This is a genomic window from Sphingobium sp. L-44 (genome assembly GCF_056859495.1).
This window is the reverse complement of the sequence record NZ_JBSXOQ010000105.1, coordinates 1-26,804: the sequence shown is the minus strand read 5'-3', so window position 1 is coordinate 26,804 and position 26,804 is coordinate 1. Positions and strand designations below refer to the sequence as shown.

Here is a 26,804-nt window from a genome sequence, read left to right as displayed (position 1 = left end):
TTACCGCCCCCTTCCCCGATGATATAGTCTGTCTCACATGATGGCGGGCTTTTGGGGAAGGGCCGGACGCATGGCTGACTGGATAAGGGCAGCGACCGCGCTGGGCATCGGCCTGTCGCTGACCTCCATATCGATCGAACCCGCCTTCTCGCCCGCGACGCTTGCCGCGCTCGATCCCGTCCGCCTCGCCCGCAGCCTGTGCAGCGGCCCAAGGATCGGCTCCGCTCTCGCCCGCGAATTGCTGATCGCGGCCGCCGCCGCCCAGCCGATCGCCGACGCACCGCCGATCCCGCTGTTCGACGATCTCACCCATTCGCGCTTTCCGCTGACCACCGCCAATCCGCAGGCGCGCCGCTATTTCAGCCAGGGCCTGCTGCTCATGTATGGCTTCAACCATGCCGGCGCGGTCCGCTCCTTCCGTGCGGCACAGCGGCTCGATCCGGCCTGCGCGCTTTGCTGGTGGGGCGAGGCGGTGGCGCTCGGCCCCAATATCAACGCACCGATGGACGCCGGCGACCGGGGCGCGGCTCTTGCCGCGATGGACCGGACGATGGCGCTGCGCGATCGGGCCTCACCGATGGAGCGCGGCCTGATCGAGGCAGCGGCGCTGCGCTATGCCCGTGATCCCGATGCCGACCGCGCTGCGCTCGACGGCGCCTATGCCGATGCGATGCTGGCGCTCGCGGCGCGCTTCCCGGCCGATGACGATGTCGCCCTGCTGGCCGCCGAAGCGGCGATGGACACCAGCCCGTGGAATTATTGGGAGGCCGACCGCAAGACCCCGATCGGGCGCGCGGGCGCCGCCATCCGCCTGGTCGAAACGGTACAGGCGCGCAATCCCGCCCATGTCCAGGCGGCGCATCTGATGATCCACCTGCTCGAAGCGAGCGATGCAAAACGCGCCGAAGCTGCCGCCGACCGCCTCTCCGCCGATGGCATGCCCAGCGCCGCCCATCTCGTCCATATGCCGAGCCACATCTATCAGGTCGTCGGCCGCTATCGCGACTCGATCCGCGTCAACATCGCCGCCGCCCGCGCCGACGAAGCCTTCATCCGCGCCACCGACGACCACAGCCTGGTGCGCTACGGCTATTATCCGCACAATGTCCATTTCATCGTCGCCTCCGCGCAAATGGCAGGCGACATGGATGGCGCGATGCGGGAGGCGCGCCGCCTGCGCGTCATTCTCGATCCCGCAACCTCCGCCGCCATCGCCTGGATCCAGGCGATCGACGCCGCCCCCTATCTGGCCATGGCGCAGTTCGCCGCGCCTGCCGACATCCTCGCCCTGCCCGCGCCCGATCCGCGCCTGCCCTATGCCATCGCCATGCGCCATTATGCCCGCGCCGTCGCCCGTGCCCAGCAGCGCGACCAGCGCGGCTTCGATGCGGAGGTCGCGGCAATGAGCGCGCTCGCCCGCTCCGATGCACTGGCCCCGATGATTGCGCAGGGCGTCCCAGCCCCGGACCTGATCGCGCTCGCCACCGCGGTCGCGCGCGGCCGTCTCGCCACCGCCCAGCGCCGCTATGCGCAGGCCGCCGATCATTATCGCGCCGCGATCAAGCTGGAGGGCAGGATCCCCTATCAGGAACCGGCCTACTGGTATTATCCGGTGCATCAGTCGCTCGGCGCCGCCCTCTTCCTCGCCGGCCGCCACGACGAAGCCAGCGCCGCCTTCCGCCAGGCACTGATCCAGGCTCCCAATAATGGCTGGGCGCTCTACAGCCTTGCCCGCGCAGAAGCCGCCCAGGGGCACAAGGCAGAGGCCGCCGCCGCCCGCAAGGCCCTCACCAGCGCCTGGTCCGGCGATCCCGACTGGCTGCGGATGGAGCGGCTCTGAGGGGCGATCCGCTTGTCGATCGGGAAAATGGACAAATAGCTGGAAAATACTGGCCATCACCCATTTTGCTGGTAGGGAGGGCGCGTCCAGCCCACCGGGATCGATATTTCGCGCCATGGCATCCGCGCCGCCCCCTTTCCGCGTCCTGCGTCAATCGCGCCCCGGCGCGCAACGTCCATCATGAGCCGCCCCGGCCAGCGCTGGAGCCGCCGCCGCGCCCGCGCGCTGCTGCGCCATTGCGGGCCGACATCCTTGCTGTTCCGCCGCCGCCTCGCCCTGATCGGCGGCGCCGTGCTGGTCGGCCTCGCCGCGCTCGCCTTCGCCTGGGCCGCGGATGAAGCGACCGAGGCTTTCCATCGCCTGGCCACCGCCAATCGCTGGCTGCCGCTGCTGCTGACCCCGCTCGGTTTTGCCGCCCTCGCCTGGATCACCCGCAGCGTCGCGCCCTTTGCCGGCGGATCGGGCATCCCGCAGGTGATCGCCGCCACCCAATTGCCCGAAAAGGTGGGCCGCTGCCTGGTTGACCTGCGCATGGCCCTGCTGAAGGTCGTGCTGACCATCGCCGGCCTGCTGGTCGGCGCCTCAGTCGGCCGCGAAGGCCCCACCGTCCAGATTTCCGCCGCCATCCTTGCCCGCGTCCACGCCCTGCTGAACGTGCCGCTGCGCGCGTCCGTCATGGTCGCGGGCGGCGCGGCCGGCGTCGCTGCCGCCTTCAACACGCCGCTCGCCGGCATTGCCTTCGCGATCGAGGAACTGGCCTCCGCCTATGAGCAGCGCATGACCCTGCTGGTCATCACCGCAGTCATCATCTCGGGCATGGTCAGCCTCGGCGTCGCTGGCGACTATGTCTATTTCGGCGCGGTCGCCGCCCATCTGCCGCTGCAATCGGCCGTGCCGATCGCGCTGCTGGCCGGGCTGCTGGGCGGTATGTCCGGCGGCCTGTTCGCGCGGCTGGCGCTCGATGCCGCCACTGCGCGCAATCGCATGACCGACTGGATGCGGGCCCATCCGGTGCTGTTCGCCGGCGGCTGCGGCCTGCTGGTGGCGGCGATCGGCGTGGCCACCGGCCTTACCTGGGGCACCAGCTATGCCCCGGCCCGCACCATGATCGCGGGCGGCGACCAGCCGCTCTGGTTCGCCCCCGCCAAATTCCTCAGCACCCTCGCCACCAGCGTCTCGGGCATTCCCGGCGGCATCTTCGCCCCCTCGCTCGCCACCGGCGCCGGCTTCGGCAATCTGTTGCGCTGGATTTTCCCCGGCGAACCGGCGAGCGCCGTCGTGCTGCTGGGCATGGTCGCCTATTTCACCGGCGTGGTGCGCGCGCCATTGACCGCCGTCATCATCATTTCGGAAACCACCGGCAGCCGCGGCTTCATGTTGCCGCTGCTGGGCGCCGCACTGGTCGCCGACGCATCGGCGCAGATATTCTGTCGCGAGCGCCTCTATCACGGCCTGTCCCGCAACTTCCTGGAGCGGGCCAAGGCCGCCGAAGCAAGCCGCTGACATGGCGGCGCTCGGCTGCCTGCTCCTGATGATATTGCCGATTATCGGCTTTCTCGCCGGCCAGCTGCTGGCCGGCATGGACGGCGCCTGGATCGGCGCCGCCATCGGCCTCACTGGCGCGATCGGCTTTTCGGCGGTGACCTTCTACGCCCTGCTCCAGGCCGGCCGCCGCCGCTAACTCAGCCCTCGGCGCGCAGCTTGTCCGCCAGTTGCTGGATTTCATCGGGATTGAGCAGCCAGGTCCGGGTCTTCTGCCCCTCGCGATGCACCGGCTGGGTCAGCAGCACCCGCGCCTGTTCCTTGGCGAAGGGTTTGAACAGGCCATAATGGATGACGCAATCGCGCACCGTCGCGATCAGCGGCGCCTTGCCATCCAGGTCGATCATGGTGGCAGGCTGGTCCCAGGGGATGGTCGAGATAATCATGGATATCCCATCACCACCCACCGCGCGCGAAATCAAGGGAAAGCTTTCGCCGCCATGCGCGCGGAACCGCCCCGCCCCTTACAGCGCCCGCATCCAGAATTGCATTGGGTGGCTGACCTTTTCGCTGCCGCCGATTTCCTTCCAGCTCATCTCGCACAGCGCGCCCTCGATCGGCGCATAGCCGCGCTTGCGCCAGAAAGGGGCCAGGTCGCGGGCGTCGGCCGGGCGGCGCGGATCGTCCTCGCCGCGCACCACGCCGCAGAAGATCGCAAAATCGGCGCCAGCGTGGCGCGCCGCCGCCTCGCGCGCGTCGAAGAACAGGTGGCCGATGCCGCGGCCATGATAGGCCGGCAACAGTACGGACTCGCCGAAATAGAAGCTGCGCGCGACATCGACGCCAGCCGCTACCAGCGGCGCGACCAGGCTGTCGGGCTGCCCGGCCAGCGGCGAGGCTGTGGCGATCCCGACCGGCTCCTCGCCGATCCGCGCCCGCACCAAAGTCGCATGCTCGCTCGCCAGGAAATCGCGGAGATATTCCTCCTCATGCGCGGCATCGCCCTCATAGAGATAGGGCCACTCACGGAAGATGCGGATGCGCAGCGTCGCCAGCGCCTCAAGTCCCTGCGCATCGCTGGTCACGCGGTCGACGATGATCGACGGCTCGGTCATTCTGCAATCTCCTGATCTTCGATTTGCGGCGCGGCCGGCGCATCATCGCGCGCGGCATCGCTGGCCATCTGCGCGATCACGTCCGATCCCGCGCCATTCTGGATGATGTGGAAGGGCACATGCTGTTCGGGCCAGTGGCGGAAGGGCAGCACCGTGCCATCCGCACGCAACTGGTCGACCATGGCAAGGTCGATGTCCGCCACCACCCAGGCCGGGCCGTTCGCCTGCCCCAGCGCGATCACTCCATCGTCGGGTATCGCGCCATCGGGCGGACCAAAGGCGCCGGCGGCGCCGAAATTCTCGTCCATGCAGGGCAGCCAGGGTGCCATGCCGACGCTGGGCGACTGGACGACAAAGCATTGATTTTCCATCGCCCGCGCCTGCGCGCCGATCCGCACCCGCCAATAGCCTTGCATCGTGTCGGTGGCCGATGGCGTCAGGATCAGCTTGGCGCCGGCCTCCGCCTGCGCCCGCGCGATCATCGGAAATTCGACATCATAGCAGATCGATATGCCGACCGGCCCGATCGGCGTGTGGATGAGGTTGATGCTGTCGCCGCCGCTGATGCCCCAGCGCTCGCGCTCGAACCGGGTCATCATGATCTTGTCCTGATGGCCGGTGGTGCTGTCCGGGCAGAAGAGCCGCGCGCGATTGACGATCCGCCCGTCGCTTTCCCGCACCGGCCGGCTACCCGCCAGGATCATGACGTCGAGCCGCGCCGCAAGTTCCGCATGGACGCGGTCATAGGCTTCGCCAAACTGCATAACCAGGTCGAGCGAGGCGGTCAGATCCGCCGCCCGCTCCGGATCGATCCCGGCCAGTTCCATCGCCGCATATTCGGGAAAGATCGCCAGGGTCGCGCCCAGCGCGGCGGCTTCCTCCACCCAGCGGGTCAGCTTTTCCTGCCAGGCGGCAAAGCTCTGCACCTGCTCGATCGGATATTGGGCGGCGGCAACGCGGATGTGGGTCAAGGATACCTCAGGATGGAACGGCAACGGGGCAAGCGGCGGCTTTAGCGCCCTTCGACCTGCGCGATCCAGTCAGCCAGATTATAATGGTTGGAAATGCGCGTGATCTGGCCCTCGCCGATATCAAAGAAGGCGCCGACGCGCAGATGATAGGTCTGGCCGGCGGCCGGCGGCAGCCCCTCGTCGGTCACCAGGTAGCGGCCGTCCAGCATGAACTCGGCCGCCGCCCGCGTCCCCTCCGCATTGGCCAGCACGATCGGGTCGATCACCGTCTCGGCATAGCAAAGGTTCATATGAGACAGGAAATCGGCGAACGCCGCCTTGCCGATGCGGGCCGCGCCCTGGCTCGGCTCGTGCCGCACATCGTCGGCGAGCAGCGCCAGCATCCCCTCGGCATCCTGCCGGTTGAAGGCGTCATAATAGGCATGGACCAGGGCCAGGGTCGCTTCGGACACAGATTTCTCCTCGGACTGGGAAAATGGGCGGGGTCAGCCGACCAGCCGCATGGCCGATCGGCGATGGCGGGTGCGATAGCCGTCCGACTTCGCCTCCATCCGCGCCAGATTATGGACGGTCAGCCCGGCAATACCACTGATCGCGTCGACCTGATCGGCGCCCAGCGTGAAGTCATCGCCCAGGAAGACGCGGGCCGCCTTGCCATCGCCGATCGGCGCGCGTACGAACACCTCACACCGCCCGCCCCTGCTGCCCGACAGGATCGCGGCCAGCTTGGCCACGGCCTCGACCATCTCGATGTCCAGCACCAGTTCCATGCGCGACACGTTGGCAATCTCGCGGAACGGCTCCATCCGGCGCACGGTGACGCGCGGCGTTTCCTCGCCCGGCAGGCGATCCAGCTCGACATGCAGCAGCGCGCAATCGCCCTCGCGCGCCAGTTCCTCGATCTGCTTGCAGGCATCCTCGTCGAAACAGCTCGCCTGGAACTGACCGCTCTGGTCGGAGAAGGTGGCGTTGGCATAGCGCGCACCCCGCCGCGTCTCGCGCCAGCGCACATCCTCGACCATCGCCGCCATGATGCCCATCACCCGCCCTTCGGCATTGGGCATGCCCATTGGCTGCGAACAGATTTCGCCATAGCTTTTCGCGCCGCGCGCATCGGCCAGATGGCGGAAACGGTCGACCGGATGGGCCGAGAAATAGAAGCCGAACGCCTCCTTTTCCTGCGCCATCCGGTCCGACACGGTCCAGGCCTGATGCGGCGGGATGCGGACGTCGGCATGCGCCGTCTCGACATCGCCAAACAGGCCGCCCTGCCCGCTTTCGCGCGCCTGCGCCGCGCTTGCCGCGACGCTCAGCAGGGTTTCGGCCGCCGCATGCACCCCGGCCCGATCGGCATGGATGGTGTCGAACGCACCGGCCGCGGCCAGGCTTTCGAGCTGGCGCCGGTTGAGCAGGCGCGGCTCGATCCGGTCGGCCAGATCGTCCAGATGCTTGAACGGACCATTGGCTTCGCGCTCGGCAACCAGCTGCTCCATCGCCTTCTCGCCCACGCCCTTGAGGCCGCCCAGCGCATAGCGCACGGCAAAGCCCAAACGCGGATCATCGCCCTCGAACGGCACCGCCTCGACGGTGAAGTCGGCCTCGCTCTGGTTGAGGTCCGGCGGCAGGCAGGTCATGCCCATGCGCCGCATATCGTCGACGAAAACGGTCAGCTTTTCGGTCAGATGGATATCGAACGCCATCGACCCGGCATAGAATTCCGCCGGATAATGGGCTTTCAGCCAAGCCGTCTGATAGGCGAGCAGCGCGTAGGCAGCGGCGTGCGACTTGTTGAAGCCATAGCCGGCGAACTTGTCGATCAAGTCGAATAGTTCGTTGGCCTTGGCCGGCTTGATGTCACTCTTGGCGCAGCCCTCGACGAAGCGCAGGCGCTGGGCGTCCATCTCCGCCTTGATCTTCTTGCCCATGGCGCGGCGCAGAAGGTCGGCGTCGCCAAGCGAGTAGCCGGCCAGGATCTGCGCGGCCTGCATCACCTGTTCCTGATAGACGAAGATGCCATAGGTTTCTTCGAGGATCGGCTTCAGCAGGATGTGCGGATATTCAATCTCTTCCTGGCCGTTCTTGCGGCGCCCGAACATCGGGATATTGTCCATCGGGCCGGGACGATAGAGCGACACCAGCGCGATGATGTCGCCGAAATTGGTCGGACGCACGGCCGCCAGGGTCTTGCGCATGCCTTCGGATTCCAGCTGGAACACGCCGACCGTGTCGCCGCGCTGGAGCAATTCATAGACCTTGGCATCGTCCCAGGCGAGCGTGTCGAGATCAACCGTGACGCCGCGTCCCTTGAGCAGCTGCACCGCCTTCTGCAGCACCGACAGCGTCTTGAGGCCGAGAAAGTCGAACTTCACCAGCCCCGCGCCTTCGACGAACTTCATGTCGAACTGGGTCACCGGCATGTCGGATCGCGGATCGCGATAGAGCGGCACCAACTGGCTCAGCGGGCGGTCACCGATCACCACGCCGGCCGCGTGGGTGGAGCTGTGGCGCGGGAAGCCCTCCAGCTTCATCGCATAGTCGATCAGGCGCTTGACCTGATTGTCATTGTCATATTCCGCCTTGAACTCGGCGACGCCGTTCAGCGATCGCTCCAGCGTCCAGGGATCGGTCGGATGGTTGGGCACCAGCTTGGCAAGGCGGTCGACCTGGCCATAGCTCATCTGCATCACGCGGCCGGTATCCTTCAGCACGGCGCGGGCCTTCAATTTACCGAAGGTGATGATCTGTGCGACATGGTCGCTGCCATATTTCTGCTGCACATAGCGGATCACCTCGCCGCGCCGCGTTTCGCAGAAGTCGATATCGAAGTCGGGCATGGAGACGCGTTCCGGGTTCAGGAAGCGCTCGAACAGCAGGCCCAGTTGCAGCGGATCGAGATCGGTGATGGTCAGCGCCCAGGCGACCAGCGATCCGGCACCCGAACCACGGCCCGGCCCCACCGGAATATCATGATCCTTGGCCCATTTGATGAAGTCGGCCACGATCAGGAAGTAGCCGGGGAAGCCCATCTGGATGATGATGTCCATTTCGAACTTCAACCGTTCGAAATAGGGCTGGCGCGCCTCGTCCGCGATGATCCCGGCCTTTTCCAGCCGGGCCTCCAGTCCCGCGATCGACTGGTCGCGCAGCATGATGCCCTCGCCCTCGATATCGCCGGCAAGGCTGGGCAGGATCGGCTTGCGCTTGGGCGCCATCACCGCGCAGCGCTGGGCCACGACCAGCGTGTTGGCCAGCGCCTCGGGCAGATCCTCGAACAGCCGCTTCATCTCCGCTGCCGGCTTCATCCAGGCGTCGGGCGAACTGGTGCGGCGATCGGGCGTCTCGACATAGGCGCCGTCGGCGATGCACAGCATCACGTCATGCGCCGCGTGGAATTCCGGCTCGGCAAAGCAGGTCGGGTTGGTCGCGACCAGCGGCAGATTGCGGTCATAGGCCAGGTCGAGCAGATGCGGCTCCGCCTTGCCCTCGACCGGGTCCAGCCGTCGGCAGATCTCGACATAGAGGCGATCGGGGAACAGCGCCTGCAACCGATCGGCGTAAGCGAGCGCAGCGTCGGGCTGATCCTCGGCGAACAGGCGCGCGATCGCCCCCTCCCCGCCGGCGGTCAGCGCGATCACGCCATCGGTCCGCCCCTCCAGCATGTCGAACGTGACATGCGGCACTTCCTCCAGCGGCCGGTCGAGATGCGCCATCGACACGAGCGCACAGATATTGTCATAGCCGCCCGCATCCTGCGCATAAAGGGCGATCCAGTCATGCACCGCCGGCGCGTTGGATGGCCGCCCCGGCCGCACCACGCCCAGCATAGCGCCGACGATCGGCTGCACGCCCTCGCCCTTGCAGCCATCGGAAAAGGCCATCGACCCATAAAGGCCGTTGCGGTCGGTGATCGCCGCCGCCGGAAAACCCAGGGCCTTGGCCTGCTTGGCGATCTTCTTGGGGTCGATCGCCCCTTCGAGCATGGTGAAGGACGAAAAGATGCGCAGCGGTACGAAGGCGGAATGAGACATCGCGGCAATCTAACGACGCCCGCGCCCGCGCGCCAGTCCCGCCCGGCGAAAAGCTGTGGACAAGATCACCACTTGTCGCTTGCCAAGGGCTGCGCTTGCTGATCCTATCGCGCCCAAAGAACGGGCCAGAGGATAGGCCAGAGAACAGGGAGCACGGTCATGTCGGACAGCAACCCGGTTTCCACCCCGCCCGGCATCGCCGATCGGGCCAAGGCGATCATCCTGCGCCCCAGGGACGAATGGCCGCTGATCGAGGCCGAACCGGCCAGCATCGGCAGCATCTATACCGGCTATGCCATGATCCTGGCGGCGATCCCGCCGCTCGCGACCCTGATCGGCGGACAGGTCTTTGGCCATGGCCTGTTCGGCATCACCTGGCGCCCGCCGCTGATCGGCGCGATCGGCATGGCGATCGCCCATTATGTCCTGTCGCTGATCGGGCTGGCCGTGCTGGCGATCATCATCAATTTCCTCGCCCCCAGCTTCGGCGGCCAGCGCGACAAGCTGAAGGCGTTCAAGATTTCCGCCTATTCGGCGACCGCCGGCTGGCTCGCCGGCATCTTCTCGCTGCTGCCCGGCCTCACCATGCTCGGCCTGCTCGGACTTCACAGCCTTTATCTCCTCTATCTCGGCCTGCCGCGCCTGATGAAGGTGCCAGAGCAGAAGGCGCTGCCCTACACCATCGTCACCATGGTCGCGGGCGCGCTGCTCTTCATCCTCGCCAGCCTGCTCGCCATGCCGTTCAGCGGCCTGTCCGGCAGCCATGCCGGGCCGGACGAGATCGGCGGTGAGATCACCGTGCCGGGCATCGGCAAGATCGACGTCGACAAGATGGACGCCGCCACCAAGCAGATGGAACAGGCCGCCAAGCGGATGGAAGAAGCGACCAGGAACGGCCGTTCCGCAGCAATCGCGCCCGATCTGCTGCAGGCACTGCTGCCCGAGAAGATCGGCCGCTTCACCCGCACCGAGATTGAGAGCAGCGGCATGTCCGCCGGCGCCCATGCCTCCGCCCGCTACCGCGCCGGCGACGACGAGATCGAACTGGAGGTGAACGACATCGCAGTGGCCGGCGCCTTTGCCGGGATCGGCGCGGCACTCAACGTCCAGTCGAACCGCCAGACCGCCAGCGGCTATGAGCGCACCCAAACGATCGACGGCCGCATCGTCACCGAGGAATGGGACAAGGACAGCCGTCACGGCAAATATGCGACCACGCTGGCCGACCGCTTCATGGTCGAGGCGGAGGGCACGGCCGCCGATATCGGGGAGATCAAGGCCGCGGTGAACGCGCTCGATCTCGACCGACTGAGCGCGCTCGCCGCAAAATAGGCAATGTCATGAGGTCGCCCGCGTAACGAATTGCCAAGCTATAGGGCCTAGGTTAGGCGCCACCATGCGTTTATCCACGATCACCAACTGGGCCTATGGGGCCACCGTCCTGCTCACCTTGGCGTCGGGCACGACGATGCTGTTCGCGTCCGGCGCGGAACAGCGCGAGCGTGCCGCCGTCGCCCAGCGCGCCAGCTTCGACCAACTCACCTCCACCCTGGAGGAGGATGTCTATCGCCTGACAGAACAGGCGCGGGGCTATGTGATTTCGGGCGATCCCAGCCATCTGGTCGTCTATCGGCGCGAGAAGGAAGCGCTGCGTTCCGTCGAGGATCGCATCCAGCATCTGAAGGATGCCGGCGCCAACGAGAATGAACTGAACGCGTTGCGCCAAGCGATCCAGTGGGCCGACGCCCTCTCCGACGAGCAGGATGTCGCGATCAAGGCGGCGCAGGCGGGCGATGACAAGACCGCCCGCACCATCCTCTTCGGCGACGAATATGGCCGCGAACTGGACCGGGTGGCGGCGCAGGTCAGCCGCTTCCAATATATGCTGGACCATCGCACCGACACGGCAGTGCAGGGCGCGACCGATACCGCGCGCCAGTGGCGGACCATGTCGGAAATCATGCTGGGCGTCACCGCCCTGCTGTTCCTGTGCGTCCTCTATTTCGTGCTGAAGCAGCGCATCCTGCATCCCGTCGTGCGGCTGAGCGATGTCGTCACCCGCCTTGCCGCGCAGGATTTCGCTGCGATCCCGCCTGATTTCCCGCAGGTGGACGAGATTGGCGACATGGCGCAGGCAATCCGTATTTTCCGTGAAAATGGCCTTGAGCGGCAGCGACTGGAGCAGGAGCGCGATGTCGATCGCACCATGCGCGACCTGCTGTCGCGGATGACCCAGCGCCTGCAGGGCTGCGACAGCACCGCCGATCTGGTCGAGGTGGTGCGCCGCTTCACCCCGGAAATCACGCCCGATTTCCCCGGCCGCCTCTATATCCACGACATTCGCCGCAACATGATGTTGCAGGCGTGCGACTGGCTCGATCCCAAACAGTCGCGCAATGATTTCCCGGCCTCGGCCTGCTGGGCACTGCGGCGCGGGCAGGTCCACAAGCCGCGGGGCGGCATGGTCGACATCGCCTGCGAGCATCTGGAGGGCGAAACCGCCGTCCCGACCATCTGCATCCCGCTGGCGGCGCAGGGGGAAAGCATCGGCCTGCTCTATTTCGAGCAGACCCGCGACATGGACGCCGAACATCTCGACCGGGCCGAAAAATATCTGGAAATGCTGGCGGAGAATATCGGCCTGGCGCTCGCCAATCTGCGCCTGCGCGACGCGCTGCGCGAAATGGCGATGGCCGATGCGCTGACCGGCCTGCCCAACCGCCGCCATTTCGACGCCATGTTCGAAGCGCTGGTGGACGAGGCGGAACGCAACCATGCCCCGCTCGCCTGCCTGATGGTCGACATCGACCATTTCAAGCGATTCAACGACAGCTATGGCCATGATGCCGGCGACGCGGTTCTGCGCGCGGTCGGCGCGGTGCTGGGCGACTCGCTGCGCGAACAAGGCTTTGCCTTCCGCCTGGGCGGCGAGGAATTTGTCCTCCTGATGCCCGGCTTCACGCTGGAGCAGGCGCTCGCCCGGTCCGCCCAGATCCAGCAGCGCATCCGCGACCTGCGGGTCGAGCATCGCGGTCAGGAACTGGGGCCGATCACCGCCTCCTTTGGCCTGGCCGCCTGGCCCGACCATGGCGCCGCCGTCCGACTGGTCACCACCGCCGACGCCGCGCTGCTGCGTGCCAAGGGCGAGGGCCGCGACCAGATCATGGTCGCGACCGCGCGCGAGGGGCTGTTACCGGGCTGACGCCTCTTCCAGCCGCCCTTCGTGCAGGCGGACCACCCGGTCCATCTTTTCCGCCAGCCGCTCATTATGGGTGGCGACCAAAGCCGCCGATCCTTCGCCGCGCACCAGGCGCAGGAATTCGGCCAGCACCACGTCGGCGGTGCGCTCGTCCAGATTGCCGGTCGGCTCGTCCGCCAGCACCAGCGCCGGGCGATTGGCCAGCGCGCGGGCGACCGCGACGCGCTGCTGCTCGCCGCCCGACAACTGGCTCGGCCGATGGTCGAGCCGATGCCCCAGCCCCAGCGCCGTCAGCAGCGATTCCGCGCGGGTCCGCGCGGCGTCCATGGTCGCGTCCTTGATCACCTGCGGCAGCACGACATTCTCGGTCGCGTTGAAATCGGGCAACAGGTGGTGGAACTGATAGACGAAGCCCAGCGCATCGCGGCGCAGGCGGGTGCGCCCGTCATTGTCCAGCTTCGCCGCTTCCTCGCCAGCGATGCGGATCGATCCGTCGAACCCGCCTTCGAGCAGGCCGACCGCCTGCAACAGCGTCGACTTGCCCGAGCCCGAGGGGCCGAGCAGCGCAACGATCTCGCCCGGCCCGACCGTCAGGTCGACGCCGCGCAGCACGTCGATCGTGACCCCGCCCTGGGTGAAGCTGCGGGACAGGCCGCTGACCTTGAGGACATCATTCATAGCGCAGCACCTGGACAGGATCGGTATTGGCAGCCTTGAAGGCCGGATAGAGGGTGGCGAGGAAGCTGAAGACCAGCGCCATCAGACAGATGATCACAATCTCGACCGGATCGGGCTTGGAGGGCAATTCGGTCAGGAAGCGGATCGAGGGATCCCACAGATTCTGCCCGGTAACGAACTGGATCACATTCACCACGCTCTGGCGGAAGAAGAGGAAGGTGAAGCCCAGCGCCATGCCGGCGACCATGCCCAGCGTGCCGATGGTCACGCCGACGGTCATGAAGATCTTCACCAGCCCGCTTCGGCTCGCCCCCATGGTCCGCAGGATCGCGATGTCGCGGGTCTTGGCGCGCACCAGCATGATCAGCGAGGAGAGGATATTGAACACCGCGACCAGCACGATGATCGACAGTACAACGAACATCGCCACCCGCTCGACCGCCAGCGCCTCGAACAGGCTGGCGTTCATCTGGCGCCAGTCCTGCACCACGGCGCGGCCCGCGACCTTGGCCGCCAGCGGTTCCAATATCTGGCCAACCTTGTCGGCATTGACCGTTTCGACCTCGATCATGCTGACGACATCGCCCAGCAGCAGCAGCGTCTGCGCGTCCTCGATCGGCATGACCACGAAGGCCTTGTCATAATCATAGACGCCGACCTCGAAGATCGCCGCCACTTGATAGGAAATCTGGCGGGGAACGGTACCGAACGGCGTCGACCGGCCCGCCGGGTTCATGATGCTGATATAATCGCCGACCTGGATGCCCAGATTTTCGGCCAATCGCACGCCGATGCCGACCTTCTCGCTATTGGCGGTCAGCGCATTGAGATCGCCGGCGACGATCTTGCCCTTGAGCGTCGTGTTGCTGCGAATGTCGGGCACGGTCATGCCGCGCACCAGCACGCCTTCCACCCGGCCCTGATAGCTGCCGAGCAGGGGCTGCTCGATCAGCGGGGTCGCGCTGGTGACGCCCGGCGTCGCCTTCGCTTCCTTCAGCACATCGCGCCAGTCGGGCAGGCGCCCGCCATAGCCCTGCACCACGGCATGGCCGTTGAGGCCAACAATCTTGTCGAACAGCTCCGCGCGGAACCCGTTCATGACGCTCATGACGATGATGAGCGCGGCGACTCCGAGCATGACCGCGGCCAGGCTGATGCCGGCGACGAGGAAGATGAAGCCTTCCCCCTTGCCCGGCAGCAAATAGCGCTTGGCGATCATGCGTTCGTAGCGGGATAGAATCATGGTGGCGCGAATGGCCCTTCTGGTAGTGATGCGGCCGGTCTAGCAGGCTGAGCCTTAACGGCAAGGATTGCGGAATTGTTGCACGCGGGACACAGGCCGATACAGAAAATCACAGAGCCCGGATTTTGCCCGTGACAGCAGGCTGCGCCAGTCATAGCAAGGCTCCCGAGGCACAGGCAAAAGGCCGTGGTTCAGGGATACTGCTTCCCACTTCAAGCTTAGGGGGCTGAGAAGTCGGTAGAGGCAGGCCAAGGGGGAGACGAGCAATCGTCCATTAAGTGCCCGGATCGCGAAAGCGGTCCGGGCACTTTTTTGTTCAGCGACTCTTGAGCCCTCTTCCCGCTTAACTTCGCACATTTCCCGCACACCTTGGCATTTTCGGATTCAAGACGGAAATTTTGTTACGCTTCCGTCCATTTTCCATGCTCTCTTCTCGCCAGTCTATCGCCTGCGGGCGCTGTAGGACAGGCGGCGCGATGCTTCCCCCCAGCCCCCTCTTGAACAACGCAAAGAGCCAACCATATCAATCCCGTCCGGCCGCCACATGGGGCCGGGCGCAAGCATAGGCCGGACGCCGAAGACCGGGTCCGGCAGGATCATTTTGCTCTGTTGGAGATTATGAGCATGCGTGGTTTCGACCTTACCCCCTATCGCCGCTCGACCGTCGGCTTCGATCGTCTGTTCGACCTGATCGAGAATAATGCCCGTCTGGCGCAGGGCGACAATTACCCGCCCTTCAACATCGAACGCCTGGCCGAGGACCGCTATCGCGTCACCCTGGCCGTCGCCGGCTTCCGTCCCGAGGAAATCGACATCACCGCCCAGCAGAATCTGCTCCAGGTGATCGGCCGCAAGGACGAGACCAACGCCGACCGTTCCAAGTTCCTGCATGTCGGCATCGCCAATCGCAGCTTCGAACGCCGCTTCGAACTGGCGGATTTCGTCCGCGTCGAAAAGGCGGACCTGGCCGATGGCCTGCTGGTGATCGAACTGGTGCGCGAAGTGCCCGAAGCGATGAAGCCCAAGAAGATCGCCGTGAATGGCGGCCATCTGGTAGACATCAACAAGGATCGCGACGCCGCCTGATCCGGCCATCCGAAACAAGCACAGGGCGCGACCGCAAGGTTGCGCCCTTCTTGCTGCCCGCCGTTCAGCGAACCTGTGGCGGTGGCGGCATCGGTATCGCGCTGATCGCGACATTGCCGAACATCACCAGCCCCGCGACGATCATCAGCGCCCCGCGCTTGCGGTCGCCGCGCTTCACGATCGCGTAAATTCCCCCGCCGGTCAGCAGGATACCCGCCAGCATCAATATCGAAAGGATCATGCCCGCCATGGGCCAGTCCATAGGCGCCTAGCTGGACTGTGGCAATTGGCGGCCCATGCCCCTATGAGGCGCGCAGAAACGAATCACCCCAAGCCGCAGGGGAACGCACCCATGAAAATCGCCATCGCTTCCGATCATGCCGCCGTCGACCTGAAGGCCGAACTTGCGCTATGGTTGCGCGACGAGGGCCATGAGGTCGCCGACCTCGGCCCGGCCACCGCCGACCGCGTCGATTATCCCGATTTTGGTTACAAGCTCGCGACCGCCGTCGCATCGGGCGCAGCGGAACGCGGCATCGCGCTCTGCGGTTCGGGCATCGGCATCTCGATCGCCGTCAATCGCAACCCGGCCTGCCGCTGCGCCCTGGTCGGCGAACCGCTGTCGGCCGCACTGTCGCGCGAGCATAATGACGCCAATGTGCTGGCCATGGGTGCGCGCCTGACCGGCGTCGACATGGCCAAGGCCTGCGTCACCGCCTTCCTCACCACCGAGTTCGGCGGTGGCCGCCATGCCGGCCGCGTCGAGAAACTGTCCCAGCCCGCGCTCTGAAAGGACTTGAGATGAGCACCGAAACCCTCACCCAGCCCACCCTGTCGGACATTCGTTCGGAAGGCTATTTCACCGCAGGCCTCGCCGCTGCCGATCCGGCCGTATTCGCCGGCGTCGCCCAGGAACTGAAGCGCGAGCAGACCCAGATCGAGCTGATCGCGTCGGAAAATATCGTGTCGCAGGCCGTGCTCGAAGCGCAGGGTAGCGTCTTCACGAATAAGTACGCCGAAGGCTATCCGGGCAAGCGCTATTATCAGGGCTGCGCCCCGTCGGACGTGGTGGAACAGCTCGCCATCGACCGCGCGAAGCAACTGTTCGGCTGCCAGTTCGCCAACGTCCAGCCCCATTCGGGCGCACAGGCCAATGGCGGCGTCATGCTGGCGCTGGTCAAGCCGGGCGAAACCATCATGGGCCTGTCGCTCGACGCCGGTGGTCACCTGACCCACGGTTCCAAGCCCAGCATGTCGGGCAAGTGGTTCAACGCCGTGCAATATGGCGTGCGCGAAGACACCCATCTGATCGACTATGACGCGGTCGAGGCCCAGGCGATCGAATGCCAGCCCAAGCTGATCATCGCCGGCGGCAGCGCCTATCCGCGCCAGATCGACTTCGCCCGCTTCCGCGCGATCGCCGACAAGGTCGGCGCGCTGTTCATGGTCGACATGGCCCATTTCGCCGGCCTGGTCGCCGGTGGCGCCCATCCCTCGCCCTTCGGCCATGCCCATGTCGTGACCACCACTACGCACAAGACGCTGCGTGGCCCGCGTGGCGGCATGATCATGACCGATGACGAGGCGATCGCGAAGAAGATCAATTCGGCGATCTTCCCCGGCCTCCAGGGCGGCCCGCTGATGCACGTGATCGCCGCCAAGGCTGTCGCCTTCGGCGAAGCGCTGCAGCCCGAATTCAAGACCTATGCCCAGGCGATCGTCACCAACGCCAAGGCGCTGGCCGGCAAGCTGGAGCAGCGCGGCCTGGCCGTGGTCTCGGGCGGCACCGACACCCACCTCGCCCTTATCGACCTGCGCCCCTACGGCATTTCGGGCAAGGATGCGGACGAGGCGCTGGAGCGCAGCTTCATCACCTGCAACAAGAATGGCGTGCCGGGCGATCCGCTGCCGCCGACCAAGACCAGCGGCATCCGCGTCGGTTCGCCGGCCGGCACCACCCGCGGCTTCGGCGTCGCCGAGTTCGAGGATATCGGTGACATGATCGCCGACGTTCTGGAAGGGCTGCGCGACAGCCAGGCTTCTGGGGGCGAACATGGCGATGCCGCCGTCGAAGCCAGCGTCCGCGAGCGTGTCGCCGCGCTCTGCGCCCGCTTCCCCATCTATCAGGGGTAAGCCCGCTTGCGCTGCCCTTTCTGCGCCCATGAGGACAGCCAGGTGAAGGACAGCCGGCCGACGGAGGATGGCAATGCCATTCGCCGTCGCCGGCAGTGCGAAGCCTGCGGCGCGCGCTTCACCACCTTCGAGCGCATCCAGCTGCGCGACATCTGGGTGGTGAAGAGCGAAGGCCGCAAGGAAGCGTTCGAGCGCGACAAGCTGGCCCGCTCCATCGGCATCGCCTGCCGCAAGCGGCCGATCGACCCAAGCCGGATCGAGAAGCTGATTTCGGGCATCCAGCGCCAGCTGGAAACCAGCGGCGAAAGCGAGATCCCGGCGCGATCGATCGGCGAGATGGTGATGGAGGGGCTCAAACGCCTCGACAGCGTCGCCTATATCCGCTTCGCCAGCGTCTACAAGGACTTCACCGACGCCCGCGACTTCGAGGATTTCGCGAGTACCGTGAAGGAGGTCGGGAGTGAGTAAAATCACTCTCGCCCGCAGGGCCAAGGTCCGTTCGGTTCGAGCCTGTCGAGAACCGCGCGCGCAATGAGTTTCTGGGTCTATATCCTGCGCTGCTCCGATGGGAGCTATTATACCGGTCACACCGATGACCTGGAGCGCCGGATAGCCCAGCATCGAAGCGGCACGATTGCCGGCTACACGCACGACCGACGTCCGGTCGAATTGGTTTTCAGCGAGACATTCCCCGATCGGATTGACGCCCTGGAGCGTGAACATCAGATCAAGGACTGGTCCCGCAAGAAGAAGGAAGCCCTGATAAGGGGAGATTGGAAAGCGGTCTCGGATGCTGCGCGTTCTCGACCACGGGCCTCGACTTCGCTCGACCCTGGCTCGAACCGAACGGAAGCGGAGGCGGCTCAGCCCCTACTCAGGACGAACGGAAATATGACTGACACCTCCCCCCTCCCCCCCGTGATCGTCCTGGTCCGCCCGCAACTGGGCGAGAATATCGGCAAGGCGGCGCGCGCGATGCTGAATTTCGGGCTGATCGAGATGCGGCTCGTCTCCCCGCGCGATGGCTGGCCCAATCCCGATGCCGGCCCGGCGGCGGCCGGCGCGGACTTCATCCTGGACAAGGCGCAGGTCTATGAGACGCTGGCCGATGCGGTCGCCGACTGCGCCCATGTCTATGCCACCACCGTGCGCAAGCGCGGCGTCACCAAGCCGGTGGTCACGCCCGAGGAAGCGGCGCAGGAAATCCATGCCGCGCAGGGCCGCTGCGCCTATGTGTTCGGGCCGGAACGCTCGGGGCTGGAGACGGAGGATGTGGCACTCGCCCGCAAGATCCTGACCGTGCCGATCAATCCGGAATTCGGCTCGCTGAACCTCGCCCAGGCGGTGATCCTGTGCGCCTATGAATGGTCCAAGCAGGCCAATCTGGCACAGCCGACCGTGACCGAATTGGGCGAACCCGCGCCGCAGGAGGAACTGGAAGGCATGATCCTGCAGCTCAACACGCTGCTGGAGAAGGTCGGCTATTTCTTCCCGCCCGACCGCGCGCCCGCGACCAAGCTGACGCTGCGCAACCTGCTTACCAAGCCGGGCTGGAACCATCTGGAGGTGCGCACGCTCCGCGGCGTGCTGTCACACCTCAACCGACCGCGCGAGCGTTAACCCCGCGTGCGGTCATACTCGGCCATTTCATAGGCGATCGAGGCTTCGACCAGCTGCTCCCACAGCTCCGCGATCACGTCGCCGGGCGCCCCCAGCCGCTCGGCCTCCGCGCGGGCATTGTCGATCACCTGGCGCTTGCGCGCCTCGTCGCGGACGGCGCCACGGTCCGGCTTGATCCGGGCGGCGGCGCGCATATGGGCAAAACGCTGGTCAAGCAGGGCGACGAGCTGGCGGTCGAGGGCGTCGACACCGGCGCGCACCTCGGTCATGCTGGTATAGTCTTCGGGCTTCATGGCCGCCGGATTAGGCCGCGCTCCGCCGGCTGTCGAGGCCAGACTCTGCGCTTGACATAATATCCGACCTTCTCCATAGGCGCGCCTTCGCGATTGGCCCCGCATCCCGGTGAAGCGGCGGCCCTGTCCCTGAAATATGGAAACAGGCGATGACCGGGAAGCCTTCGTCCTCCGCAATGCGCGGACCTCGGTTCATCGGATCCGGAGGGCGGATAACGTAGTATGCAGTTGTAAGGAATTAGGTATGTCGAAGCGCTCTAGCGCCAAGTACAAGCTCGACCGTCGCATGGGCGAGAACATCTGGGGTCGCCCGAAGAGCCCGGTCAACAAGCGCGAATATGGCCCCGGTCAGCACGGCCAGCGCCGCAAGGGCAAGATGTCGGACTACGGCATCCAGCTGCGCGCCAAGCAGAAGCTGAAGGGCTATTACGGCGACATCACCGAGAAGCAGTTCAAGAAGAACTATTTCGAAGCCAGCCGCATGAAGGGCGACACCGGCCAGAACCTGATCGGTCTGCTGGAGCGCCGCCTGGACGCCGTCGTGTATCGCGCCAAGTTCGCGCCGACCATCTTCTCGGCCCGCCAGATCGTTTCGCACGGCCACATCTATGTGAACGGCGTGAAGTGCAACATCGCCTCGCGTCTGGTGAAGCCGGGCGACGAAATCACCCTGGGCAAGAAGGCTCAGGAAATGGCGCTGGTTCTCGAAGCGCAGAGCCTGCCCGAGCGTGACATCCCCGACTATGTCGCCCCCGACGGCGCCACCAAGGTCACCTATGTCCGCGTTCCGACGCTGGACGAAGTGCCCTACCCGGTGAAGATGGAACCGAATCTGGTCGTCGAATTCTATTCGCGCTAATCGGTCCTTCCGGACAGAATTTGGAGAAGGGCGGCCCCGCAAGGGACCGCCCTTTTCTTTTGGCCTGATGACGGAAGGTCAAAAAAAGGGACGCCGCAGCCTCCCCCTTTCCTTTTCCTATTTTCCCACCTGCAACAGGAAGTCTGCACTCTGCTGAAGCATGTCAGCGCGCGCATCGCTGTCGTTCAGGCTGTGGGCCAACCCATCATAGACGACCAACCGGCTGCGCTTGCCCGCGCCTTCCAGCTTGGACTGCATGATCCGCGCCTGGCTGATATCCACATTATTGTCTTCAGTGCCGTGGAACATCAAAACGGGCGCCAGGAACTCAGCAGCATGGTTGGACGGCGACGCATCCTGCGCCTCCTGCCCGGTCCCCATGCGCTGCTGTTCCAGCAGATATCCGCTGTTGAATTGCGCGCGCCGCAATCGATCGGAAAAGTTGGTGACCGGCGCAATGGCAACCACCGCCTTGAACAACTTGGGATCGACGGCCTGCACCTGCAGGGCAGCATAGCCACCATAGGACCAGCCAGCGATAGTCAGTCGGGCGGGATCAGCAATTCCTTCCGCCACCAACCAGCGTCCTGCATCTGCTACATCCCCGATCGCCGTGCGCCAAGATCGGTAGCCGTTTTGCATGAGCCATTTCTCACCAAAACCATAGGATCCACGAAATTGTGGCTGCAGAACAGCAAAGCCGCGCGCCGCATAATATTGCACTATCCAGTCGAAACCCCATTCGTCACGGGACTCAGGCCCACCGTGCGGCATCACGATCGCAGGCAGGCCTTTGGCATTTGCCCTGCCGGGCGGTAACGTCAGATAGGCCGGTATGACCGTACCATCTGACGCTTTGTAAGAAACGGACTGCATTTCTGCGAGGGCACGCCCCGCCAATTCCGGTCGATCAGGCATCACCGGCGACAATTTTTTCGCGGCGCGATCGAACAGATAATATTGTCCAGGATCGATGTCGCTCCCCGCCCAGATCAGGATACGTTGCTCGTTCTGGCTCATGTCGCCGATATGAACGGCCTTGCCGCCCAACGCTTTGCCAAGTGCAGTGCTCAGCGCTTTTATCTCATCGTCGAAATAGACGACCTCGCTCTGTTCCTCGACATATCGAACGCTTACCACACGTCGATCACGACCGACCGTTACCAGATTGCTGACGTCCACTCGCGGATGAGCAAAGACTAGCTTCTTTTCCTGCCCAGCATCCAGCGCTACGCTTACGACCGCCAGTCGTCCATCGACCCGTTCATAGCCATAAACGATATTCTTATCGGGATCGATCGCCGCAGGTGAAAAACCGCGCTCGTCTCGCATGTCATAGATGCTGAGATTGCTCCAACCGGTTTTCCCAAGAGGACGATAAAGATAGCGAAAAGTGCCTTTCGCATAGCCTGACCCTTATTCTCCTGAAAACCGATGACACGCACGATGCCGTGCCCATCGGAGATATAGTCCATGGCCATGGGTTCAGACTGTTCGATCAGTTTGCTCTTTCCCGTGCGCGTATCAACGCGATCGATACCCAGGCCGCCAGAATCGGATCGCGTCATTAAGACCAAACCATTTTCACCGGGCAGCAGATCAATAATGTCACCACCATATAAATTCGTACGCAGCCTACTCAGCGGAACGATATCACCGCCAGCAGCATCGACCGCAAATATGTTGCTGAAACCATAGACATCATCACCGTTCCGCTTTTCTCCACCAAGATTGCAGGCCAGCCTATCATTCGAAACCCAGTTGCAACGATACAGATATTCCGGCTTCCCGCTGGCACCAGCGACCACCTTTGGTTCAGCCCCCTCCTGCGCATCCAGAACATAGGCCTTGGTCGTTCGGCCACCGCCCGCCGCGACCAGCGCGATCTTCTGCCCATCGGGCGACAGGCTGGCGGAAATCACCGTCTCGCGCGCACCAAAGGCCTTGGCCAACGCATCCGGCTCAGCATGGGCGATGGCCGACAGCGAACAGAAACCCATCAGCGCGCCTAGGCGCACCGTATTTGCAACATAATTCATTCCGGAAAACACTCCCCCCAATTCCCCGGTCCGATTGCTAATCACGTGCGACAAATGTGACAATCGGCATTTCTTGCCCTCCGCTCGCGGCGGTGGCATCAGGCGCATTCCATAAAGACAAGGGTTCCTTTCATGCGCAGCTCCGTCGCGGCGATTGCCGCCGTTCTCGCCCTTTCCGCTCCCGCCCTGACGCCCGCCGTCGCGCTGGCCACCCCGGCCGCCAAGAGCGACGCCGCCCCCTCGATCGACACGATGAAGCGGCTGGTGAAGGAGCTTTCGTCCGACGCCTATGAGGGCCGTGCACCCGGCACCGTGGGTGAGGAAAAGACGCTGGCGCTGCTGACCGCCGAGTTCGAGAAGCTGGGCCTCAAGCCCGGTAACAAGGGCAGCTGGTTCCAGGACGTGCCGCTGGTGGAGATCACCGCCAAGAACGTCTCCGCTTTGAGCTTCACCGGCGGCAAGGCCCCGATCACCGCCGCCTATGGTCCGGAAATGGTGATCGGCACCTATCGCACCACCCAGCCCCGGATCGAGGTAAAGGACAGCCCGGTCGTGTTCGTCGGCTATGGCATCAACGCCCCGGAAAAGGGCTGGAACGACTATGCCGGCCTGGACGTGAAGGGCAAGACGGTGCTGATCCTGGTCAATGACCCGGATTATCAGACGCCGGGCCTGACCGGTCCGTTCAATGGCCGCGCCATGACCTATTATGGCCGCTGGACCTATAAGTTCGAGGAAGCCGCGCGCCAGGGTGCCGCCGCCGCGATCATCATCCATGACACCGAGCCGGCCGCCTATGGCTGGAACGTCGTCCAGTCGAGCTGGACCGGGTCGCAGCATGTCGCGGACAATCCGGGCGGCAATGCCGACCAGTCGGCCGCGATCGGCTGGATCCAGAAGGACAAGGCCGCCGCCCTGTTCGCCGACGCCGGCCTCAACCTCGACCAGCAGATGGCCGCCGCCAAGCAGAAGGGCTTCAAGGCCGTGCCGCTGGGCGCGATCAAGGCCAATGTCTCGTTCGACAATGACCTGCGCAAGCATGCGTCGAAGAATGTCGTCGCCCTGCTGCCGGGCAAGGCCCGGCCCGACGAGTATGTGCTCTACAGCGCCCATTGGGATCATCTCGGCCATTGCCAGGCGGCGGCCGACGGCGACGATATCTGCAACGGCGCGGTCGACAATGCCACCGGCACCGCAGCGCTGGTCGCCCTGGCCCAGGCCAATGTGAAGGCCGGCCCGTCCGACCGCAGCCAGGTGTTCCTGGCCGTCACCGGCGAGGAATCGGGCCTGCTGGGTTCGGCCTATTATGGCGACAACCCGGTCTTCCCGTTCAGCAAGACCGTCGGCGGCGTCAACATGGATGCGCTCAGCGTCGCGGGCCTCGCCAAGAATGTCGTCGTCATCGGCAAGGGCAAGTCGCAGCTCGACGCCTATCTCGACCGCGCGCTGGGTGCGCAGGGCCGCGTCGCGACGCTCGAACCGACCCCGGAAAAGGGCTATTATTACCGTTCCGACCATTTCAGCTTCGCCAAGCACGGCCTGCCGATGCTCTATTTCGAGGGCGGCGAGGATCTGGTGAAGGGCGGCACCGCCGCCGGCATGGCCGCGGCCGAGGATTATACCGAGCATCGCTATCACGGTCCCAAGGACGAATATGATCCCAATTGGGACTGGACCGGCGTCGCCGCCGACCTGAAGCTCTATTATGATGTCGGCCGCGCGCTCGCGAATACGACCGACTGGCCCAACTGGGTCGATGGCGACGAATTCCGCGCCATCCGCGACAAGGACCGCACGGGCAAATAAGCATCGTCAAGGCCGGCGACAGCATGGGGACGCTGTCGCCGGCCTTTCATCTTCGGGGCTATAAGGGGGATCATGACCCAGAAATTCGACCGGCGCGTGTTGCCGATCACATCGGCCATGGCGGCGGCCCTGCTCGCCACCGGCTGCTCGCGCAGTCCTGACACGGCCGACCGCGACGTGCGTGTGTGCCGCGATGCGCAGGGACGACGGGTCGAGGACCGCAATTGCAGCTGGGGCGGCAGCGGCGGCGGCCATGGCTGGTATTATCTGGGCCGGGGCAGCGCAGTCGCGCGCGTGGGCGAACGGGTCGGTGGCGGGTCGATCGCCCCCTCCTATGGCCATAGCTACAGCCCGGCATCCTCGGCCAATGTGACGCGCGGCGGCCTTGGCCTGTCGGGGCGCAGCAGCCACAGCTGATGGAACGGATCGCCTGCACGCCGCGCCCGCACTGGCAGGCCCGCGTCGAGCATCTGGGCCTGGTCTGGCATGGCGCCGATGCCCAGCCCTATTGGGATGAAAGCGCCTGCTATCGCTTCAGCCCGGACGAGATCGCGGAGATCGAGCAGGCGACCGCCGAACTCTATCGCCTGTTCCTCGCCGCTGGCCAGCATGTGCTGGATCAGGATCTACTCGGCAGCTTCGGCATTCCCGATTTCTGTCATCAGGCGATCCGCGAGGCATGGGACGGCGAACCGGCCGCGCTCAATTATGGCCGCTTTGATCTCGGCTATGACGGCGCCGGCCCGCCCAAATTGTTCGAGTTCAACTGCGACACGCCCACCAGCCTGCTGGAAGCATCGGTGATCCAGTGGGACTGGAAGGAGGCTGTCTTTCCCGCCGCCGACCAGTTTAACAGCCTGCACGAGCGGCTGGTCGACCGCTGGCGCGCCATCGCCCCGCCGCGTGGCACGTCGATGCTGCACCTCACCTATGTCGACGGCAATATGGGCGAGGATGCGGTGACCGTCGCCTATATGGCCGACACGGCGCGCGAAGCGGGGATCGACACCCAGTTGATCCAGACCCAGCAACTGGGATGGGACCATCAGCGCCGCCGCTTCGTCGATCTCGACAATCGGCCGATCGACGCCCTCTTCCACCTCTATCCCTGGGAATGGATCGTCCACGAACCTTTTGGCCGGGAAGTGGTGGAAAGCCTGTCCTCCACCCTGTGGATCGAGCCGATATGGAAGATGATCTGGAGCAACAAAGCCATCTTGCCAATCCTGTGGGATCTGTTCCCCGGTCACCCCAATTTGCTGGAGGCCAGCCGCGTCGCCATGACGGGCGATCATGTGATGAAACCGCTGCTGTCCCGCGAGGGCGCCAATGTCCGCATCGTCCGCGATGGCGAAACGGTCGCCCAGAGCGGCGGCGACTATGGCGAGGAAGGCTTCATCTACCAACGGCTCTATACCCTGCCCGGTGCGGGCGACCGGCGGCCGGTGCTGGGCAGCTGGGTGGTGGATGGCGACCCGGCCGGCATGGGCATTCGCGAGGATGGACCGATCACCGGCAATGCCGCGCGCTTCGTGCCGCACATCATCGGCTGAAGGTTCAGCGCGGGTTCAGCGCTTGGGGCTGACCGTGCCCCGTCCTGTAGGAGCAACGCCATGCGCATAACCCTTGCCCTGCCCAGCCTGTTTCTGACCGCCCTCGCCCTGCCGGCCGCGCTGCCCGCGCAAATCGCGCCCAAGACAGAGCCGACCGCACCGCCCGGCCCGGTCAATGTCCGGGTCGAGCCTCGGCCATCCGGCGACTATGAACTGGACCGGGCGCGCGAGGATATACGCGACGGCCGCAAGAGCGGCACGCTCAGCAAGAAGCAGGCGCGCACGCTCCGCCGAGAGGCCGACCGCGCCGACGCCCAGGCCGATCGCAGCGCCCGCGATGGCCTGAGCTACTCAGAGCAGCGCGAAATCGACATGCAAGGCCGCGCTCTCCAGAGCCTGACCGAAGCCCAGCGCAGCCAGCCGGGCGGAAAACGGCCTTAGAGGATTTTGATGTATGGGTTGGCGACGGCTTGAAGTAGTTAGGCTCAGGACTCATTGATTGAGCCAGAAGATGACGGCGGCGGCGATACAGATGGCGGACATGAAGGTGTGGGCGCAACGGTCGTATCGGGTGTGGATGCGCCGCCAGTCCTTGAGCTTGCAGAACATGTTTTCGATCTTGTGGCGCTGACGATAGAGCGCAGCGTCGTGCGGGATTGGCACCTTCCGGTTCTTCTTTGAGGGAATACAGGCGGTGATGTTGCGCTCCGCAAGCGCCTTGCGGAACCAGTCGGCGTCATAGCCTCGATCGCCGAGCAAGGCTTTGGCGGGAGGCAAGGCGTCGAGCATCAGGGCAGCGCCCTTGTAGTCGCTCATCTGGCCCTCGCTCAGCAGCATGACCAGCGGCCGGCCCTTGCCG

Annotated in this window: 27 protein-coding genes; 15 read left to right on the top strand and 12 right to left on the bottom strand. The window is 65.0% G+C overall.

Going from position 1 to position 26,804, the window contains the following annotated elements:
• Nucleotides 1-70 precede the first annotated feature (70 nt).
• The 3 genes from AC13EK_RS17290 (at nucleotide 71) to AC13EK_RS17280 (ending at nucleotide 3,521) form a co-directional block, all read left to right on the top strand.
• Nucleotides 71-1,840 (top strand): tetratricopeptide repeat protein, encoded by a 1,770-nt coding sequence (locus AC13EK_RS17290; protein WP_139150037.1) that lies wholly within the window; start codon nucleotides 71-73, stop codon nucleotides 1,838-1,840.
• 180 nt (nucleotides 1,841-2,020) lie between these two features.
• On the top strand, nucleotides 2,021-3,343 hold the full coding sequence (locus AC13EK_RS17285; protein ID WP_483022289.1) for a chloride channel protein: 1,323 nt from the start codon (nucleotides 2,021-2,023) through the stop codon (nucleotides 3,341-3,343).
• A 1-nt stretch (nucleotide 3,344) separates the two neighbouring features.
• Nucleotides 3,345-3,521, top strand: coding sequence for a hypothetical protein (locus AC13EK_RS17280; protein ID WP_164522443.1), 177 nt, complete (start codon nucleotides 3,345-3,347; stop codon nucleotides 3,519-3,521).
• Between the two features lies 1 nt (nucleotide 3,522).
• Here the strand turns inward: AC13EK_RS17280 and AC13EK_RS17275 are convergent, their stop codons facing one another.
• From AC13EK_RS17275 to dnaE, 5 genes are all read right to left on the bottom strand, one after another.
• Nucleotides 3,523-3,768 (bottom strand): hypothetical protein, encoded by a 246-nt coding sequence (locus AC13EK_RS17275; RefSeq protein WP_010337356.1) that lies wholly within the window; start codon nucleotides 3,766-3,768, stop codon nucleotides 3,523-3,525.
• Nucleotides 3,769-3,846: 78 nt separating this feature from the next.
• The gene (locus tag AC13EK_RS17270) at nucleotides 3,847-4,437 is read right to left on the bottom strand and encodes a GNAT family N-acetyltransferase (protein ID WP_069337784.1); all 591 of its coding nucleotides are present in this window, start codon (nucleotides 4,435-4,437) and stop codon (nucleotides 3,847-3,849) included.
• Entirely contained in the window at nucleotides 4,434-5,408 is a 975-nt protein-coding gene (locus AC13EK_RS17265; protein ID WP_483022288.1) for a carbon-nitrogen hydrolase family protein, read from the bottom strand. Before AC13EK_RS17265 ends, AC13EK_RS17270 begins: the two co-directional genes overlap by 4 nt.
• Nucleotides 5,409-5,449: 41 nt before the next feature.
• Nucleotides 5,450-5,860, bottom strand: coding sequence for a ketosteroid isomerase-related protein (locus AC13EK_RS17260; protein ID WP_069337786.1), 411 nt, complete (start codon nucleotides 5,858-5,860; stop codon nucleotides 5,450-5,452).
• A 33-nt stretch (nucleotides 5,861-5,893) separates the two neighbouring features.
• Complete coding sequence (dnaE, locus tag AC13EK_RS17255) at nucleotides 5,894-9,436, bottom strand: DNA polymerase III subunit alpha (protein ID WP_069337787.1); 3,543 nt, start codon at nucleotides 9,434-9,436, stop codon at nucleotides 5,894-5,896.
• A gap of 159 nt (nucleotides 9,437-9,595) precedes the next feature.
• On the opposite strand from dnaE, the gene AC13EK_RS17250 reads away from it, so the two are divergent.
• Together AC13EK_RS17250 and AC13EK_RS17245 are read left to right on the top strand one after the other, a co-directional pair.
• Nucleotides 9,596-10,768 (top strand): Yip1 family protein, encoded by a 1,173-nt coding sequence (locus AC13EK_RS17250; RefSeq protein ID WP_069337788.1) that lies wholly within the window; start codon nucleotides 9,596-9,598, stop codon nucleotides 10,766-10,768.
• Between the two features lie 64 nt (nucleotides 10,769-10,832).
• Complete coding sequence (locus tag AC13EK_RS17245) at nucleotides 10,833-12,638, top strand: diguanylate cyclase (RefSeq protein ID WP_069337789.1); 1,806 nt, start codon at nucleotides 10,833-10,835, stop codon at nucleotides 12,636-12,638.
• Here AC13EK_RS17245 and AC13EK_RS17240 read toward each other — a convergent pair.
• Nucleotides 12,627-13,313: an ABC transporter ATP-binding protein gene (locus AC13EK_RS17240; RefSeq protein ID WP_004211993.1), complete on the bottom strand. Its 687-nt coding sequence runs from the start codon at nucleotides 13,311-13,313 to the stop codon at nucleotides 12,627-12,629. The two genes, AC13EK_RS17245 and AC13EK_RS17240, sit on opposite strands and share 12 nt — an antisense overlap.
• Entirely contained in the window at nucleotides 13,306-14,556 is a 1,251-nt protein-coding gene (locus tag AC13EK_RS17235; protein WP_069337791.1) for a lipoprotein-releasing ABC transporter permease subunit, read from the bottom strand. Before AC13EK_RS17235 ends, AC13EK_RS17240 begins: the two co-directional genes overlap by 8 nt.
• 618 nt (nucleotides 14,557-15,174) lie before the next feature.
• On the opposite strand from AC13EK_RS17235, the gene AC13EK_RS17230 reads away from it, so the two are divergent.
• The gene (locus AC13EK_RS17230; protein ID WP_010337347.1) at nucleotides 15,175-15,642 is read left to right on the top strand and encodes an Hsp20 family protein; all 468 of its coding nucleotides are present in this window, start codon (nucleotides 15,175-15,177) and stop codon (nucleotides 15,640-15,642) included.
• A gap of 64 nt (nucleotides 15,643-15,706) precedes the next feature.
• On the opposite strand, the gene AC13EK_RS17225 is transcribed toward AC13EK_RS17230, so the two are convergent.
• Complete coding sequence (locus AC13EK_RS17225) at nucleotides 15,707-15,892, bottom strand: hypothetical protein (RefSeq protein WP_069337799.1); 186 nt, start codon at nucleotides 15,890-15,892, stop codon at nucleotides 15,707-15,709.
• A 102-nt stretch (nucleotides 15,893-15,994) separates the two neighbouring features.
• On the opposite strand from AC13EK_RS17225, the gene rpiB reads away from it, so the two are divergent.
• The 4 genes from rpiB (at nucleotide 15,995) to AC13EK_RS17205 (ending at nucleotide 19,395) form a co-directional block, all read left to right on the top strand.
• Nucleotides 15,995-16,432 carry a ribose 5-phosphate isomerase B gene (gene rpiB / locus AC13EK_RS17220; protein WP_069337792.1) on the top strand — a complete coding sequence of 146 codons (438 nt, stop codon included), beginning with the start codon at nucleotides 15,995-15,997 and terminating at the stop codon, nucleotides 16,430-16,432.
• An 11-nt stretch (nucleotides 16,433-16,443) separates the two neighbouring features.
• The gene (glyA, locus tag AC13EK_RS17215; protein ID WP_069337793.1) at nucleotides 16,444-17,775 is read left to right on the top strand and encodes a serine hydroxymethyltransferase; all 1,332 of its coding nucleotides are present in this window, start codon (nucleotides 16,444-16,446) and stop codon (nucleotides 17,773-17,775) included.
• 6 nt (nucleotides 17,776-17,781) lie between these two features.
• On the top strand, nucleotides 17,782-18,243 hold the full coding sequence (nrdR, locus tag AC13EK_RS17210; RefSeq protein WP_010337343.1) for a transcriptional regulator NrdR: 462 nt from the start codon (nucleotides 17,782-17,784) through the stop codon (nucleotides 18,241-18,243).
• A 63-nt stretch (nucleotides 18,244-18,306) separates the two neighbouring features.
• Nucleotides 18,307-19,395 (top strand): TrmJ/YjtD family RNA methyltransferase, encoded by a 1,089-nt coding sequence (locus AC13EK_RS17205; protein ID WP_081331741.1) that lies wholly within the window; start codon nucleotides 18,307-18,309, stop codon nucleotides 19,393-19,395.
• Here AC13EK_RS17205 and AC13EK_RS17200 read toward each other — a convergent pair.
• Nucleotides 19,392-19,688 (bottom strand): chorismate mutase, encoded by a 297-nt coding sequence (locus tag AC13EK_RS17200; RefSeq protein WP_017501829.1) that lies wholly within the window; start codon nucleotides 19,686-19,688, stop codon nucleotides 19,392-19,394. The two genes, AC13EK_RS17205 and AC13EK_RS17200, sit on opposite strands and share 4 nt — an antisense overlap.
• A gap of 244 nt (nucleotides 19,689-19,932) precedes the next feature.
• Here AC13EK_RS17200 and rpsD point away from each other — a divergent pair, with 244 nt between their 5' ends.
• On the top strand, nucleotides 19,933-20,547 hold the full coding sequence (rpsD, locus tag AC13EK_RS17195) for a 30S ribosomal protein S4 (protein WP_004211980.1): 615 nt from the start codon (nucleotides 19,933-19,935) through the stop codon (nucleotides 20,545-20,547).
• Nucleotides 20,548-20,664: 117 nt separating this feature from the next.
• Here the strand turns inward: rpsD and AC13EK_RS17190 are convergent, their stop codons facing one another.
• Nucleotides 20,665-21,879, bottom strand: a complete 1,215-nt coding sequence (locus AC13EK_RS17190) for an alpha/beta hydrolase family protein (RefSeq protein ID WP_483022287.1) — start codon at nucleotides 21,877-21,879, stop codon at nucleotides 20,665-20,667.
• On the bottom strand, nucleotides 21,783-22,586 hold the full coding sequence (locus tag AC13EK_RS17185; protein ID WP_327197993.1) for a hypothetical protein: 804 nt from the start codon (nucleotides 22,584-22,586) through the stop codon (nucleotides 21,783-21,785). Before AC13EK_RS17185 ends, AC13EK_RS17190 begins: the two co-directional genes overlap by 97 nt.
• 132 nt (nucleotides 22,587-22,718) lie before the next feature.
• Here AC13EK_RS17185 and AC13EK_RS17180 point away from each other — a divergent pair, with 132 nt between their 5' ends.
• The 4 genes from AC13EK_RS17180 (at nucleotide 22,719) to AC13EK_RS17165 (ending at nucleotide 26,386) form a co-directional block, all read left to right on the top strand.
• A complete protein-coding gene (locus AC13EK_RS17180) occupies nucleotides 22,719-24,392 on the top strand; it encodes a M28 family peptidase (RefSeq protein WP_069337794.1) in 1,674 nt (557 codons plus the stop codon).
• A gap of 72 nt (nucleotides 24,393-24,464) precedes the next feature.
• Nucleotides 24,465-24,809 carry a hypothetical protein gene (locus tag AC13EK_RS17175; RefSeq protein WP_069337795.1) on the top strand — a complete coding sequence of 115 codons (345 nt, stop codon included), beginning with the start codon at nucleotides 24,465-24,467 and terminating at the stop codon, nucleotides 24,807-24,809.
• Nucleotides 24,809-25,945, top strand: coding sequence for a glutathionylspermidine synthase family protein (locus AC13EK_RS17170; protein ID WP_069337796.1), 1,137 nt, complete (start codon nucleotides 24,809-24,811; stop codon nucleotides 25,943-25,945). Before AC13EK_RS17175 ends, AC13EK_RS17170 begins: the two co-directional genes overlap by 1 nt.
• A gap of 60 nt (nucleotides 25,946-26,005) precedes the next feature.
• Nucleotides 26,006-26,386 (top strand): hypothetical protein, encoded by a 381-nt coding sequence (locus AC13EK_RS17165; RefSeq protein ID WP_069337797.1) that lies wholly within the window; start codon nucleotides 26,006-26,008, stop codon nucleotides 26,384-26,386.
• Nucleotides 26,387-26,437: 51 nt separating this feature from the next.
• On the opposite strand, the gene AC13EK_RS17160 is transcribed toward AC13EK_RS17165, so the two are convergent.
• Nucleotides 26,438-26,804: IS5 family transposase (locus AC13EK_RS17160; protein ID WP_483022286.1), on the bottom strand; the 367-nt coding region annotated here is incomplete at its 5' end.

Excerpts from the sequence above, each read along its gene's own strand:
- AC13EK_RS17275 (WP_010337356.1), bottom strand. The coding sequence starts at position 3,768 with ATGATTATCTCGACCATCCCCTGGGACCAGCCTGCCACCATGATCGAC.
- rpiB (WP_069337792.1), top strand. The coding sequence starts at position 15,995 with ATGAAAATCGCCATCGCTTCCGATCATGCCGCCGTCGACCTGAAGGCC.
- AC13EK_RS17285 (WP_483022289.1), top strand. The coding sequence starts at position 2,021 with ATGAGCCGCCCCGGCCAGCGCTGGAGCCGCCGCCGCGCCCGCGCGCTG.
- glyA (WP_069337793.1), top strand. The coding sequence starts at position 16,444 with ATGAGCACCGAAACCCTCACCCAGCCCACCCTGTCGGACATTCGTTCG.
- AC13EK_RS17170 (WP_069337796.1), top strand. The coding sequence starts at position 24,809 with ATGGAACGGATCGCCTGCACGCCGCGCCCGCACTGGCAGGCCCGCGTC.
- AC13EK_RS17290 (WP_139150037.1), top strand. The coding sequence starts at position 71 with ATGGCTGACTGGATAAGGGCAGCGACCGCGCTGGGCATCGGCCTGTCG.
- AC13EK_RS17175 (WP_069337795.1), top strand. The coding sequence starts at position 24,465 with ATGACCCAGAAATTCGACCGGCGCGTGTTGCCGATCACATCGGCCATG.
- rpsD (WP_004211980.1), top strand. The coding sequence starts at position 19,933 with ATGTCGAAGCGCTCTAGCGCCAAGTACAAGCTCGACCGTCGCATGGGC.
- AC13EK_RS17250 (WP_069337788.1), top strand. The coding sequence starts at position 9,596 with ATGTCGGACAGCAACCCGGTTTCCACCCCGCCCGGCATCGCCGATCGG.
- AC13EK_RS17230 (WP_010337347.1), top strand. The coding sequence starts at position 15,175 with ATGAGCATGCGTGGTTTCGACCTTACCCCCTATCGCCGCTCGACCGTC.
- AC13EK_RS17245 (WP_069337789.1), top strand. The coding sequence starts at position 10,833 with ATGCGTTTATCCACGATCACCAACTGGGCCTATGGGGCCACCGTCCTG.
- AC13EK_RS17190 (WP_483022287.1), bottom strand. The coding sequence starts at position 21,879 with ATGCGAGACGAGCGCGGTTTTTCACCTGCGGCGATCGATCCCGATAAG.
- AC13EK_RS17240 (WP_004211993.1), bottom strand. The coding sequence starts at position 13,313 with ATGAATGATGTCCTCAAGGTCAGCGGCCTGTCCCGCAGCTTCACCCAG.
- AC13EK_RS17185 (WP_327197993.1), bottom strand. The coding sequence starts at position 22,586 with ATGAATTATGTTGCAAATACGGTGCGCCTAGGCGCGCTGATGGGTTTC.
- AC13EK_RS17165 (WP_069337797.1), top strand. The coding sequence starts at position 26,006 with ATGCGCATAACCCTTGCCCTGCCCAGCCTGTTTCTGACCGCCCTCGCC.
- dnaE (WP_069337787.1), bottom strand. The coding sequence starts at position 9,436 with ATGTCTCATTCCGCCTTCGTACCGCTGCGCATCTTTTCGTCCTTCACC.
- AC13EK_RS17280 (WP_164522443.1), top strand. The coding sequence starts at position 3,345 with ATGGCGGCGCTCGGCTGCCTGCTCCTGATGATATTGCCGATTATCGGC.
- AC13EK_RS17200 (WP_017501829.1), bottom strand. The coding sequence starts at position 19,688 with ATGAAGCCCGAAGACTATACCAGCATGACCGAGGTGCGCGCCGGTGTC.
- AC13EK_RS17205 (WP_081331741.1), top strand. The coding sequence starts at position 18,307 with ATGAGTTTCTGGGTCTATATCCTGCGCTGCTCCGATGGGAGCTATTAT.
- AC13EK_RS17270 (WP_069337784.1), bottom strand. The coding sequence starts at position 4,437 with ATGACCGAGCCGTCGATCATCGTCGACCGCGTGACCAGCGATGCGCAG.
- AC13EK_RS17225 (WP_069337799.1), bottom strand. The coding sequence starts at position 15,892 with ATGGCGGGCATGATCCTTTCGATATTGATGCTGGCGGGTATCCTGCTG.
- AC13EK_RS17180 (WP_069337794.1), top strand. The coding sequence starts at position 22,719 with ATGCGCAGCTCCGTCGCGGCGATTGCCGCCGTTCTCGCCCTTTCCGCT.
- AC13EK_RS17235 (WP_069337791.1), bottom strand. The coding sequence starts at position 14,556 with ATGATTCTATCCCGCTACGAACGCATGATCGCCAAGCGCTATTTGCTG.